At 32.3% G+C, this 14,259-nt stretch carries 13 protein-coding genes; 4 read left to right on the plus strand and 9 right to left on the minus strand.

All coding sequences use genetic code 11. From position 1 onward, the window contains the following. Positions 1 to 684, plus strand: a 684-nt coding sequence (locus CX675_RS20055) for a glycosyl hydrolase family 8 (RefSeq protein WP_240723549.1), incomplete at its 5' end; no start/stop codon positions are given. 34 nt (positions 685 to 718) lie between these two features. On the opposite strand, the gene CX675_RS00210 is transcribed toward CX675_RS20055, so the two are convergent. The 3 genes from CX675_RS00210 to CX675_RS00220 all read right to left on the minus strand — a co-directional run bounded on the left by CX675_RS00210 (position 719) and on the right by CX675_RS00220 (position 4,310). After that, the gene (locus CX675_RS00210) at positions 719 to 1,210 is read right to left on the minus strand and encodes a nuclear transport factor 2 family protein (protein ID WP_130733200.1); all 492 of its coding nucleotides are present in this window, start codon (positions 1,208 to 1,210) and stop codon (positions 719 to 721) included. A 211-nt stretch (positions 1,211 to 1,421) separates the two neighbouring features. Continuing rightward, the gene (locus tag CX675_RS00215; RefSeq protein WP_130733201.1) at positions 1,422 to 2,759 is read right to left on the minus strand and encodes an ammonium transporter; all 1,338 of its coding nucleotides are present in this window, start codon (positions 2,757 to 2,759) and stop codon (positions 1,422 to 1,424) included. 318 nt (positions 2,760 to 3,077) lie between these two features. Then, positions 3,078 to 4,310 carry a glycosyl hydrolase family 18 protein gene (locus CX675_RS00220; RefSeq protein WP_130733202.1) on the minus strand — a complete coding sequence of 411 codons (1,233 nt, stop codon included), beginning with the start codon at positions 4,308 to 4,310 and terminating at the stop codon, positions 3,078 to 3,080. 579 nt (positions 4,311 to 4,889) lie between these two features. On the opposite strand from CX675_RS00220, the gene CX675_RS00225 reads away from it, so the two are divergent. Beyond that, positions 4,890 to 5,237, plus strand: coding sequence for a hypothetical protein (locus tag CX675_RS00225; protein ID WP_130733203.1), 348 nt, complete (start codon positions 4,890 to 4,892; stop codon positions 5,235 to 5,237). Positions 5,238 to 5,298: 61 nt separating this feature from the next. On the opposite strand, the gene CX675_RS00230 is transcribed toward CX675_RS00225, so the two are convergent. The 6 genes from CX675_RS00230 to CX675_RS00255 are packed head-to-tail and all read right to left on the minus strand — an operon-like array spanning position 5,299 to position 12,394. Further along, positions 5,299 to 6,069 (minus strand): HNH endonuclease, encoded by a 771-nt coding sequence (locus CX675_RS00230; protein ID WP_130733204.1) that lies wholly within the window; start codon positions 6,067 to 6,069, stop codon positions 5,299 to 5,301. A 5-nt stretch (positions 6,070 to 6,074) separates the two neighbouring features. Next, a complete protein-coding gene (locus CX675_RS00235; protein WP_130733205.1) occupies positions 6,075 to 7,055 on the minus strand; it encodes a PD-(D/E)XK motif protein in 981 nt (326 codons plus the stop codon). Continuing rightward, positions 7,052 to 9,289, minus strand: coding sequence for a Z1 domain-containing protein (locus CX675_RS00240; protein WP_130733206.1), 2,238 nt, complete (start codon positions 9,287 to 9,289; stop codon positions 7,052 to 7,054). The genes CX675_RS00235 and CX675_RS00240 overlap by 4 nt, the downstream gene beginning before the upstream one ends. A 7-nt stretch (positions 9,290 to 9,296) precedes the next feature. Then, the gene (locus tag CX675_RS00245) at positions 9,297 to 10,790 is read right to left on the minus strand and encodes an ATP-binding protein (RefSeq protein ID WP_240723550.1); all 1,494 of its coding nucleotides are present in this window, start codon (positions 10,788 to 10,790) and stop codon (positions 9,297 to 9,299) included. A gap of 25 nt (positions 10,791 to 10,815) precedes the next feature. Further along, positions 10,816 to 12,183, minus strand: a complete 1,368-nt coding sequence (locus CX675_RS00250; protein WP_130733208.1) for a DNA cytosine methyltransferase — start codon at positions 12,181 to 12,183, stop codon at positions 10,816 to 10,818. Beyond that, a complete protein-coding gene (locus CX675_RS00255; protein WP_130733209.1) occupies positions 12,173 to 12,394 on the minus strand; it encodes a helix-turn-helix domain-containing protein in 222 nt (73 codons plus the stop codon). Before CX675_RS00255 ends, CX675_RS00250 begins: the two co-directional genes overlap by 11 nt. 406 nt (positions 12,395 to 12,800) lie before the next feature. Here CX675_RS00255 and CX675_RS00260 point away from each other — a divergent pair, with 406 nt between their 5' ends. After that, complete coding sequence (locus tag CX675_RS00260; RefSeq protein WP_130733210.1) at positions 12,801 to 13,400, plus strand: DUF4255 domain-containing protein; 600 nt, start codon at positions 12,801 to 12,803, stop codon at positions 13,398 to 13,400. Continuing rightward, positions 13,397 to 14,248, plus strand: a complete 852-nt coding sequence (locus CX675_RS00265; protein WP_130733211.1) for a hypothetical protein — start codon at positions 13,397 to 13,399, stop codon at positions 14,246 to 14,248. Before CX675_RS00260 ends, CX675_RS00265 begins: the two co-directional genes overlap by 4 nt. Positions 14,249 to 14,259: the final 11 nt, after the last annotated feature.

Below are 14,259 nucleotides of genomic sequence, written 5' to 3' on the forward strand. Positions count from 1 at the left end.
GATTGGTGTGAAGCTTCTGGAGCGTATTCTTCACAAAGTAGTGGCTATCATGCGCAAGGACATACCTATTATTATGATGCGGCTAGAACACCTTGGCGAATAGTAGTGGATTACCTATGGCATGGTACGAACGACGGAAAAATATATGCTAAAAAATGTTCCGATTTTGTGCGAGTAACTCTTGGAGGAACCGCTAATATTGTAGATGGTTATAACCAAAATGGGACAGTAACTGGACAATGGCATAACGCTACTTTTGTAGGGGCTTTTGCTTGTGCAGCTATGGCGGGTGAAAATCAGGCTCATTTAGATACTTCTTACACCGATTTGAAGAACTTAAATGAACCAAACGCTTATTTCAATCAAACGTTGAAAACGTTGTACCAATTTCTGTTAACAGGTAATTTTTATTTGCCTCCTACAGCAACACTTTCAAATACGACTTTTGAAAATACTGTCCTTGAAACCGCTATATATCCGAATCCAAACAACGGTGTTTTTACTATACAAGCTCCTATTCGTTCAAGTATTTCTATTTTAGATGTTCAAGGAAAAGAGGTTTTTAAAACAGAAACAACTCAGGGTTTACATTCGGTAGATATGAGTCAGTATTCTAAAGGAATCTATTTGGTAAAAATTACCCATGAAAACCAACAAGCCTTACAAAAAATAGTATTACACTAGAACGATACCAAAGCATACAAAACACCTAAAAGGATTACTTGGTGTATTTTTCAATTAAAGCATCTTCAATAGGTGCTTTAATTTTTATGATATCATCTACATTGTCGTTTGGTATGGTCATAGATAATACATAGTGTTTTATTTTCCAAGTTTTGTTCTCTTTGACTAATACACCACTTCCTCTACAAATCTTCATTTGGGTATTTAATAATTCATCAAACCAAGCTGTTTTGCCGTCTTTTGAAAAAAAAATATGTCTTTCTAATGGGGTAAAATTCCAAGCTTTTCCTCTGTCAAAATAGGGTTTGGCAAAGGCAATAAAAGCTTTTTTATCCCAATTTTCAGTAGCGTCTGTACCAATAAAAATAGATTCGTCTGATAAAGTATTAAAATAAACATCAAATTGTGCAGCAGCAGCAGCTTTGTGCCAATTATCTAATAATGTATTTATTACTGCTTCTTCTTTAGCTGTATTTTGACCAATAACCCATGTTGTAAAGCAAAGGAAAAGTACTATTTTCTTCATGTGAGTAAAAAAATTAAGTGTAAGATACCATCATTAAACAGCATCCTATTTCTTGTTATTATTTTATAAAAATAGTAAAAAGTTGGTACGCATACCATTTTGAACTACTATTTCAAAAAAATCACTAAAAGAAGGCTCTAGTTATACTCAACTTATAGTCGGCTTTGATACGACTTAGTAGCTTTTTGTTTTTGAAGCATAGTTTCAGTAGTTAGAATTTTTCACCATGTTGTGAAAGGTCTAACCCTAATTCTTCAAACTCTTCCGTTACTCTAAGAGGGATAATTATATTGGTAAACTTAAACAACAAATAAGCACCACCAAAGGTAAAAACAGAAACCAGTACTAAAGCAATCATGTGGTGACTAAAAACGCCCCAGCCACCATGTAGTAAACTGGCATCTTCACCATGCGCAAAAATAGCAGTTAAGATCATTCCCATGATACCGCCCACACCATGACAAGCAAAAACATCGAGAGTGTCGTCTATTTGTTTTAGTTTTTTCCAATACACCATTTTGTTAGATACAATAGCACCTATAAAACCAAAGAAAATACTTTCGGGAATACTTACAAAACCAGCAGCAGGTGTTATTACAACTAAACCAACTACCGCTCCAATACAAGCTCCTAAAGCAGAAACTTTTCGCCCGTTGATACGATCAAAAAAGATCCAAGTAATCATTGCTGAAGCAGATGCTATCGTAGTTGTAGCAAAAGCCATAGCAGCAGTACCATTGGCTGCTAATGCCGAACCAGCATTAAAACCAAACCAACCAAACCAAAGTAATCCGGTTCCTAAAAGTACAAAAGGAATATTAGTAGGAATATGTTCGCTGTTTTTACGTTTCCCCAAAACAATAACTCCAGCTAAGGCTGCAAAACCAGCGCTCATGTGCACTACCGTGCCGCCAGCAAAATCTTTTACACCAAAATAACTACCTAATAACCCATTAGGATGCCAAATCATATGACATAAAGGAGCATATATTAATAAAGTAAAAAGACAGATAAATAATAAAAAAGAAATAAATCGAATACGCTCTGCTAAAGCGCCCGTAATAATTGCAGGTGTAATAACGGCAAACTTCATTTGGAACAACGCAAATAAAATAAAAGGAATGGTAGAACCCAAAGTAGCGTTTGGGAGCATTTCTACTTGATCAAAAAAGATAAAATCTAAAGGATTACCAATAATACCATACGTTTGATCTCCGATTGTAATACCAATGCTTTCTCCAAAAGACAAACTAAATCCTACAACTACCCATAATAAACTGATAACGCCCAAACAGATAAAACTTTTTAACATGGTTGAAATCACGTTTTTTCTACCTACCATACCTCCATAAAAAAAGGAAAGTCCGGGTGTCATTAATAAAACCAAACAAGATGCGGTTAGTAACCAAGCCACATCGGCAAAATTAATTGCGGTTGTGTCTAAAAAGGTATCTGATATAGCGGCAGTTTGATGCGACCATAACAAAGAAGCTAAGGCTACAATTACAATGATTATAAAAGAGGCAATCCAACGTTTTTCTAATGTCATTTTTGTTTTATTTAGTATTTAACCCTATTTTTTATAGAGTAAAAATATAAAAATTGTTATTTTAAATAAATACTACCCTGTTAAAAATAATGTTTTGTTTAAAGAATTGTTATTTTGATAAAAAAAGACTGTTATTTTGAGAAATTCTTATTTTGAAAAGCTTATAGTATACTTAAAAAGTATTTTTTATAAAATAAGAACTTGTTATTCAATGGGTTATTTCTTTTTTTACGGTGTGGTTTGGGTACAAAAAAAACATCCCAAAAATCAAAACGATAGTTGGGATGTTTTACAAATCAAATTTTAAAAGAAAATGCGTTACTGTTTCATTATTTTTAGTGTCGTCTCTTTACCTTCTGAGCTAATTTTGGCTACATAAAGACCGTTAGTACAATCTGATAAATTTAAGACTACTTCAGAATTCTGAATACCACTTATAGTTTGTACTTTTTTTCCTAAAAAGTCATAAAGAACCACACTTTCAATCGTTTTTGCATTGGTCATAGCAATAGTAAGTTGGTCATGAGTTGGATTAGGAAACATTGTATACACCACGGGTTCAAAAGCAGCGGTGTTTAGTGTAGTCAGAGTAGTTGCAATAGTTGTTAATAACGAATATTGGTTGAAAGCATCTTGCCCTAGTTCCCAGATCATAATCCCACCTAAGCCTTCATTATGAGCAAGCGTTACTTTGTTTGCTATTGTAGGGCGACCGTTATAATATTCGTTATAACCATTTGGATCATTACCAATTTGGTCCACATCTGCATTCGCTGGATTATCGGCAACAATATCGCTATAATTTCTATCTGGTCCTGCTGTTGTAGCATTAATAAATGAATGACTGTAAAAAGGCACTCCTAAATTGAGTTTGTCTGCTGTAACATGCGATTTCCAAAAAGCAATTGCGCTTTGTGCTTGTGCATACGAACTATGTTGTCCTGGACTACCTGGTTGCCAAGGTCCGGTGTAATCATAGGCCATAATATTGATAAAATCGAAAGCCGCTAAAGCTTGTGGAGTAATCACACTAAATAAAGTACCACCCGGTAAAGCAGCCGTCATGAGTTTGTTTTCAGCATCTAGCGCTGTTTTTAATTCTAGGACAAACGGACTATAATTGGTATTACTAGTAAAATCCCATTCCAAATCCACATCGATACCAGCAATAGCATTGGTAACCGTATAATTAACCAATTGCGTAATAAAAGCCGCTCGCGAACTTGGAGAAGCCAAAACCGCATTCCAGTTGGCTACATTGACTACACCACCACCAATCGACAGTAAAATACTGATGTTTGGGTTAGAAGAAGCAATAGCTGTTTTTAGAGGGGTAATATCGGTTACGACCAAATTTCCAGAAGCATCTGGGTTACCAAAGGAATAGTTCACATGAGTGATTTTGGTAAAATCGATTTGATTAACCGCATACAAGCGATAATCGGGAACATAGCCAATCACGCGTGGTGTTTGAGCGGCTAGTAAGGTGCTCCAAAAAAGGAATAAGAAAGCACCCTTTTTTTTCAAAAGTGTTACTGTAGTTTTAAGCATGTTTGTTTTTGTTTGTAAGTAGTAAGCACTACTATGTTTGTTGTTTCAAACATAAACAGAATGTAGGGATTAAAAAAATATTTTAAACCAATGACGGTTTTTATTAAACGAATAGCGTTTTTTGAGGGATGAGTGGGTGTGGAGAAAGTCTTTTCTAATTTGGTTTTATACAAATTGAGTTTTGCTTATTACTAATTAAGTTTGGTTTGATATAAATTGAATTTTACTTATTACTAATTAAGTTTGGTTTATTAGTAATTGAGTTTGGTTTAAACCAAATTAAGTTTGGCTTTATACAAATTAAATTCGGTTTAATATAAATTAAGTTAGGTTTAATACGAATTAAATTTTGCTTTATAGAAATTAAGTTAGGTTTAATACAAATTAAATTAGGTTTATTGCTAACTCTATTTTGTTTCAGTCAAATAAAGTTAGGTTTGTTGTTTGTAAAACAGTGATTTAAAAATACATATACTATTTTTTTAATAGATAATTTTTTGTTAAAAGCGATTTTTTGGCATAGCAATTGCGCTATTATTCTTACATGAAAAATAATATCTAATTTAAAAATTTACAAACATGGCTAGAAGAAAATTAGCAAGAGTTTTAGATCTAGAAAAAGGAATGACTAGATTATCGGCGGTAAAAAGTATTGATGCTTCTTTAGATTTAGGCAACGGGATTAGTGTTCCAAATTATGAGACAGAAATTAATCTGTTAACAACAAAATTGAGTGCTTACAATACAGCATTAAGTACTATTGATGATTTGTACAATGAGTGTATTACTCAAATTGAAGTTTTGAAAGATTGGAATGAAAGAATCTTAACAGGAGTAGCTACCAAATATGGTAAAAACAGTTCGCAATATGAAATGGCAGGTGGAAAAAGAAAAAGCGAACGTAAAAAGGCTACTTCTAAAAAGTAATCTCTTAAGATTGTGTATTGAAAACCATCAGGTGTAGGCTTGGTGGTTTTTTGTTTGGTGGTTATTTTAGGAAAATGGTGTCTAAATGGTATTCTAGAAATTCTTTTCTAGGTAAATAGTTTAAAGGTTCGCTAATTTTAAGTTTATCAATAGGAGCAAAATGCATTTTATAAAATGGAGTTGTTATTTTATTTTTTAATGCTGTAGATAAAATGATTTCATAGTTTTGATTAATGCCAATGATTCCTTTGTCGAAAGCTTTATCATAAAGTGCAGAAAGACAAATTCCATTTTCAGGATTAAGTCTCTCTTTTTCATTTTTAGACCAAGGAACAATATGACTGGCTAATAATAATTCTGGAATATCAATACCTGTTATGGCACATTTTGTAGCATAGTTTGCCAAAACCATTTGTCTGAAAACCGATTGGTTTACTCTTGTTTTTACTTGACGAATTGCAGTTTCTCCTTTTAAACCTTGAATATCTGAAAGTATATCTAGATATTTATTTTCAATAGTAGTGTTTTCTTTTTGTGCTAAAATTTGTTCGCTTAGAAAGACTAATTCTTCTCTATTTTTATAAAATTCATCCCAAATGGGTTGGACTTGCTTTTTTCCATTTTCAAGTCCTTTAACACCTCTTGCTTGGTGGTATGGATCAACTGCAGCATAATTACTTAACCTCATGGCAACTGCATCGGCAGTTCTTCCAATAAGTTTTGACAAATTAATTATCTCAGGTGTAGTTTTGTTAAATTTACCAAAAGGTAACTTTAAATATAAATTTAAAGCTAAAATTAGTTCTTCGCGTGTCCAGAGGTTTTTAGCCATAAATTTTATAAGAATTTAAATAATATGTGATTTTTATATGTTGAAATACTTGATATGGGATTGACATTTGTCAAATCTGATTTATATTTTACTTCTGATACATTGTTAGGAATATGAACTTTCTCTATTTTGCCAATGTCCTGATGTCTGTAAAAACGTAATGACTGTTGAGCTATCTCATAATCGAATTTTACGCCAATGGAATATTCTAAAGAACTTCCAAGCGTTCTAAAAACAATAATGTTTAGCTTTTCAACTGTATCAAAGTCGTAATCAATCTTTTCAGAAATTCTGTCAATTAAATACTGAATGTTATTCCCTGAATTGTGTTGTTTTAAAAAAACCGAAGCGATTAAAACTTGTGTATCAGAAGGAGGGTTTAATTGTTCGGCTGAGAAAATATGTTTTCTCTCAAAGTTAGAACTGCTCTTAACTTCAATTCTTTCTTTTCCTGCGTTAAAATCAAATTTCTCCTCTGGTAGATTATGCCAATAATTTATGAGTTCTTTTGGATTGGTTGAATTTTCAATTAAAAATAACTCAGCCCAAAGTCCGTTTACTGTATTTGTTGGAGAATCTGTCAAAGTTTTAAATACTTCAACAAACTTTTTGAGTGAATCAATTATTTGTTGTTGAGTTGGATTTTGTCCAACTGTTTTTACAAGAGATTCAGATATTCTAATAAAGTATTTTTGTAAGTTTCTGTCACTGCAACGAAATGTAATAACAGTGAATGTTTGAAATTTGAAGGAATCATTTTCATAAATTTTACAGTCAAGATTTTGTTCAAGTTGCAAATATTTGAGGCGAAAATTTTTAAGACTTAAATCCTTAATTCTCTTTGATACAGAAAGTAATAAAATGGCATTTCCTTCAAAGTCAATTGCTACTCGAAAATTTGGGTATTGGGGGATAGCAATTGCATTGAAAACCTTTACATCATTTTCAGGCAAACTAAGAGAATCATATAGGTCTATTAAATTCATACTTGCCTTATTAAATCAACTCCCATATGTCCAGGAATCCATATTGCTAGGGTTGGCACGTTTTGAAAATCGGTATCTCTCAAATTCAAAAGGTGAATTTGAATTGTCAAAATATTTTCATCCTTAATTTCTGAATCACCTGGATAAATTACTTCTCCTGTTCGCGGGTTACGACCTTGAAATAGCTGTTGTATTTCATCATTTCGATTTAATCTACGAGTTCTTGGAGTCCAATTATCATAGGAATTTGTACTCATCAAGTAAACCAAACATTCTTCATCTGTGTGTTCCTCAATATATCCTTTTAAAATCCCTCTAAGGCTTGAGTAAGTTGCAGAATCACTTTCCCTTGTATAACGAAGATTGTTAAGTAAATGCTCCAAACATTCTTGAATTGTAATTCTTGCAACTAAATGTTTTTGTTCTTCCGTTCTATTTGGATGTCCTTCATCTTGATTAAAAATATCTGCTCGTGATTGTAGGAAGGCTAAAAGGGCATTTCTATTAGCTTCAATCAATTCATCTGTGTCGTGTGGTGCGTTAATTCTAAACCAATCATTGCCAAAAGTATCTCTATCTAAATCGTCATAAATGATGTTTCGTCTTGTTAGGTTTAACATTTGATTAAGCACTACCACTCTGTCCAAATCGTTTAGGTGTCTATCATTCAAATGAAATTCTAAAAGTCTATTTCTTACATCTTCTTCGTGTTCTACGATAAAATTGTAAGCATCAATAGTTACTTGGTCTAAGAAAACTCGACAATAGCCTAAATACCCTCTTTTATAGCCAAAAAATCTTGCTCTCTGTTGAATTGTATCAACGTTTCCTGTGCCAATATTTCTAGGCATATATGTTACGGTCAAACCTTCAACTGTAAATCCTCTATCCATTGATTGACCGCCTACTAAAATCCAAGAATAAAAGTCATTCCAAGGAATTTGTGGAGTTGCTCCATTTCGGGAATTGACTTCAACAATTTGGGTGTAGCGTAAAGCGTGAACCAAATCATTTCCTGTTAGCGTCTCAAAACTAGGCAAATCCGAAACGGTCATTTGCAATTGATTATATGAAGTTCTGAACTCGTCAATTAGTTCTCTTCTGTCTTCGTCATCATTACCTGAAAGTAACCTTTGCCAACTATTGCAAGTGTTTCTTATCCAATTTATAAATTCATTGTGGTCTCCTTGTAATCTTGAAGGATGAACAAGCATTGTTCTGTTTCTGTGATTGTTTTGCATTTCTCCTGCAACAACACCTAAAAAGAAAATCCGCAATGCACTTTTTAAACTCTCAGGGATTTCAAAAAGCGGATTGTTTGAAGATGGAATTTCATTTGGTGGTATCTCAGAAATAAGGTTTGGATTATTTCTAAAAAAATCAATTCCGCCTGTGTAATCAGGTCCGGGAGTTAAAAGTTTTATGAAATTAGGAGAAAGCCTATCCATTATATTTATGAATAGATTTGCTTGTGGTGTAGCGGTGTATTGTAAGAATGTGTGATGAGGGAAAACATTGCGAAGTGCGTTTATTCTTCGGTAAATAGTTGAAACTTGACTTTCTGTTAAAGTTTCAATATCAAGATTTTGTCGAGCTGCCCATCTTGCTCTAGTATTTAGACTTGCTTGGTCTCCTTCATCATCAATTATCAATGTTGGTACGCCATCTAGTGCTAACCCTGATAATATATTAACCAAATTTTGTAAATGTGAAGAATATTTCATCACTGTTATAAGAACAGTTCTGCATTTTTCTTTTGGAAAAGTTAAATCTTTCCATTGGTTCAAAGTGGTTTCAATAGTATCGGAGTCTTGAATTGTGCTAGGGTTTGACAACAAAGTCCACTTTCTATCAAAGCGAGTGTTTAATCTTAAATCATCTTCTAACCTCTTTGTTGACTGATTAACAAGATTAGTTGAAACACCTGCAATTACAATTACAATCTGATAGTTGTTATCTCTTGCTAATGCAGTCAGAGTAGTGAAAGAAAGAGTTTTTCCACTTTGGACATAACCAATTACAATTCCTGTTTCATTATTGGTTTGGTCATTTGGATTACCACACACCTGCATAATTCGGTATGTTTCATCCAATATTCTTTCGCCACTTTGATTTAAACTTCTGTCAGAATTAGTAAAACCCTTACTTCGCAAAAGTTCAGTGGTTTCATCACCTACAAATGGTTGCCAATCTCCATTTTGGTTTTGATTTTGTATTTCGATTATTTCTGTCATATCTGTATTATTTTGAGAGATTGGATATTAGTTCATTAAAATTTCTCCGAACTTCTCCTTGATTTTTGTAACTGTCCTTTGCAATGATTTCAGAAAGTCCTAAAGCTGCGATAATTCTTAAAATAGGTTCAATTTTATTGTTGTCAGCACCTGCAAATTCAATCATGAATGGATGTGTTAAAGAGAGTCTTATCCCTATTTTTCTTACTCCTTTTTCAAATAAACCATCTTTAATAAATCTATCACCAACTTCAATTAATTCTGTTAGCGAAGAGTCATAAGAAAGTTCAATTGATACTTTCCAATCAACTTTATTAAACCTTATGTCAAATTCTCTATGAAGTGTTTTTTCAGTTTTGGTTAATTCTATCTTTTCTTCAGGTTCAGTTACAGAAATTGAATTTACTACTTCGGCAACCGCTTGCGGTGCTTTCTTCTGAAAGTCATTTACTGTTTCATCAAGTGCTTTTACAGCTGCTTTATATTCTTTTTCAGTCGCTCTTACTCGATATTGTTCTGCTTGTTGGAGTAATGGGAAGTTTTTAGAACTAATATCTTCTTTAAGTAGTCTTAAGAAAATGTCTAGATTTTCATCCCATTGAATTCCTTTTTTAGTAAAATTTACACTGAATCCTTCCAAGTGAAGTTCTCCAAAAACTCTTTGATATCTATAACTGTTTGGAGCGCCAAAAATGAAATCTGGTCTAAAGCCGTTGTCAAAGCTACCTTCAATGACTCTTCCTCTACGAAATAAAGCAAAACCAGCTTCTGCTGTAGATGCCTTTTCTCGAATTGCAACAAAACCTTTAACACTTAGATTTTCTTCTAATTTAAAATCAATTTCCTTTCTCCATAAAATTGGTTTATCATCAGGTTTGTCATATTGAGGGGCATTTAAGATTTTTGGATCATCAAATTTTAATTCTTCATTGTTCAAAGTTAGTTTTAAAACTCCTTTTCGAATGAACTCTCTGTAAATACTTCGTAAATGGTCTTTTACTTTACCTACACCTTTTCTTCTAGGCATTCTGTTTACATTAAACAATTCTACGATAGTGAAATGATGTTTCTTTTCACAAGAGTTAATTTCGACATCTAATTCCTCTAACTTGTCCTCAAAAATCTTTTTCATATCGAAAGAAACTTTTTTCAGTTGAGTTTCTCCTAAAGCGGTTGACGAAACACACCAATTATCAGCAAACCAACAAGCTGCGGACTTCATACCCATACCAAATTCAGAAAGGCCCGAATTATCAGGGGGAATTTCCGCGGCACGAAATGCTCTTGTATAATCTGCTTCACCAATTCCTCCGGCATTGTCTCTTATTGTAATTCTATTCTCAGGTTCGTTGATTTCAACTTTTACAACAAGAACAAAATTGTCTCCCTCAATTTCTTTTAAAAGTTCTATATTTTTTAAGTAGCTATCAATTGCATTATCAATGAATTCTGCCAATGCAAACCAAGTCTCATATTCTATATGCTTAAGAACTGAGAGCATTGTAACTTGGGGTCGAATACTAACTTTAGTTTGCTGGTTCATATGATTTAGATAATGAATTATATGATTGGGGTTGATTAACAACTTCAATTAATTTCTTTTCTTCAACCAAAAGTTCAGTAGCAATGAGCTTTACAATTTTAGAATTTACTGCATTTCCTAAAGCTTTAAAAGCTGCATTATCATTCTCAGGTAGTTTTAAACCTGTTAAAGATTGAAGTTTCAATCCTTCTTTTTTTGTAATATATCTATTTTCCCATCCTATGATTGGAATCTGTGTATTTGTACAGACTAGAGAAGGGAAAAAATCAGATTTTTTAATCCTAATTCCTGATGCTCTGAATTGCAATAGATAATTATTGATTTTTCTTTCATTGTCTCCAACATTCCATTCTAACTTTTGCCAACTTTGAGATGGTAATTTTGAAATTTGTTTAACAGCAGCTTTTATAAATTTCTTATTGTTTTCATAAAATTGTCTGTTTTGTCTAATATATCGTTGTTTCCAATCAGGAAATTTAACTTCAACTCTTGAATAACTTGGTAAATTTGCTAATTGTTCTTCTTTAGTCATTCCTTTTAATGAAACACCAAAATTTCCTCTGTATTTACCTAATTCTTCAGACGTAAGTAAATGAGGATATTTTTCTTCAAAAGGATAATTAGCACCGAATTCCATTCCCCAAATAGGAAAACCTGGAAGTTTTACTTCTTTAGGTAAGGCATCTATTAGATCTTGCCAAAGTTGTATACAGTATTGATTTGATTTAGGGAGTTTTTTTGCAGTTTCAGGGTTGTGCTCAATAAAATTTTCAAGTTTAACAACTTTCTTTTTGTATCTATCTACCTTATCAAAACTAAAATGATCTAGTGAATTTGTTCCTAATGAACCAACAATGAATATTCTTTGTCTATGCTGAGGAATACCAAAGTCGTGTGGAGAATAGTCTTTATGATCTACTTCATATCCTAGTCTTTCAAATTCAACTTTCATTGCTTTCCATGTTTCTTCATTATTATGTTTGGCAATGAAGCGAACATTTTCTAATATAAAGTATTTAGGTTTTCTTGCTTCCAGTATTTTTACAATTTCATCGAATAGAGTTCCTCTTTCATCATCTCTTCCAAGTTGTTTACCCGCTTTTGAAAAGGGTTGACATGGGAAACCTGCACATAAAATATCGTGATCTGGAATTAATTCAATATTTTCTTTGACAATTTTTCTAATATCTCCGTGAATGTTTGTTTTTTTACCCCAATTTTTTTTGTATGTGTCACGTAAAACAGGGTCTAATTCACTTGCAAATACACACTCATGTCCTAGTTCATGTAATGCTTTATGAAATCCACCGAGTCCAGCAAAAAGATCAATAAATTTTAAATTATTTTTCATTTTCAAAGAAGTATTCAATTGGTTTTTTGTAAAAATTTGCTAAAATGAATAACTGTGAAGCACTTATTTTCTTTATTCCGTTTTCAATTTTTGATAAAGTACTTTGTTTGATTATTCCGTTTTCTTCTACTTTTTTTTGGGTTAAAAGCATCTCTTCTCTCGCTTTTACTAACTGATGCGAAATAAATTGATTGATTTTTTTTTCGTTCATAGAGAAATATTTTTAATATTCCATATTGCAATATTCGAAATTTAAACTCGGTATTCCATTTTGGAATATTTCTATCTTTTGGTAGATGTTTTATTTATCTTTTCTCACACCACAAAACCCGTAATATCACCTATATTCTTTTTTAGGTAGAAACACGGTAAAAGTTTTGAAGGAGGTATACTAACTTTATACCGTATTTTCAAGAAAATGCTGCCACTTTTCCACTTATTTATTCATAAGAATAGTGTTTGTAAATTCTTTTATTTCAGTGATTTAGAATAATAAACAGGAAAAATACCCGCTTAAAATACAGGAAAAATCCCCTTTTAAAAAGGAGTTTTTGCCTTGCTAAAAAATGATTAGTTCCATCTAGCTTTGAGCAAACAAACAGATAAACTATTCCACCATGATATTTGAAGCGGTTCAAATAATTGAAGAGCAGGTAAACGCATACTTTGAAGAATGCGGTTTAACAAAATCTGTTATTGCTGAAAATATAGGTATTTTGGAAACCAGTAGCGATGCTGTTTCAAGAATTGAAGATAAAGTAGCACTTACGTTATTAAACTTAGGGGAAGAAACCACACTTAAAAACGTTCCCAATCAAACTAAAGAAGGTTCCAAAGTTGTTTATAAAAATAACATTGTAAACCTGAACCTGTATATTCTTTTTAGTGCTAATCGCAGTACTTACATTAAATCATTAAACGATATTTCTAAAATTATTGAGTTTTTCCAAGGAAAGAAATTGTTTACACAAGCCAATACGGTGTATGATAGAAACAATACTTCGATGGCAAATATTGATAATTTTAGGTTTACCGTAGAATTATACACACCTACTTTTGAAGAAATGAACTTTATATGGGGTACGCTCGGTGGCAGACAATTGCCTTCTGCCTTATACAAAGTGAGTATGATTCAAATTGAACGAAATATTGTTCAAGGAGAAGGTCAGTTGATTCATAAAATTGATGGTATAACAAATCAATATATAAGTCAATGAGTTTTTCTATAACATATAAAACCCTTTGTGAAATAACCGTACTTCATAGTTATTTTTTAAACAGCGGTATTGAAGAATTTAGTGGCATGACCGATGTAAAAAAAGGGAAAATGCTGAAAAACTATAAATACAAAAATTTTTTAGAGATTATTCCTTCCGAAGCTACGGCTAAGTTATTAAGAAATAATCATTTGGTATTTATTCCTTTACACAACAGTATTAAAATAGGCGTTAAGGCGCATCCTGATAATGAAGATGTTACCTTTGCTAGTATTTCTTTAGATACTACTTTAGATTTTATCATTCGTATCAAAGATTATCTTTTTGAAAATTATACCGCAATTTCTCCTACTTCGCAGCAGTTGTTTTACATTAGTAATATAAAACCAGTAGATGAGCCCGTTAGTTTTAAATACATTCCTTTGGCTTCAGAAGCTGTTTTTATTAATGATGATTATAAAGTCTCTGATGTTTCGACTGCTAAAATTTTGGACTCTTTTGGAACCAATGAAAAAACAGGCATTTTTGGAGTTGTCTCATTAAAAATGCAAGCGGATAATAGCAATTTAAACCTACTTTCCCCACTTCAAGAAATCATTTCCCCTACACCTACTTTTAAAATTCATTTCGATAATAGAAAAACCTTTTGGAAATATAGTAAAACGAATAGCACATTTGAAGTAGAAACTACTTTAGAAAAACCATTAACACAAAATGGTTTTGTAGAAATTACTCCAGCCGATTTTACAACAAGTCCTCCAGAAGTGAATGACTTTCAATATCCTAATCCATCGGTTAGTTCCATTCAGAAAATAGCAAGTAAAATGTACTCACAAATATTCATCTAAAAAATAAAATT

It is taken from the genome of Flavobacterium sp. J27 (genome assembly GCF_004303025.1).
Lineage (GTDB): Bacteria > Bacteroidota > Bacteroidia > Flavobacteriales > Flavobacteriaceae > Flavobacterium.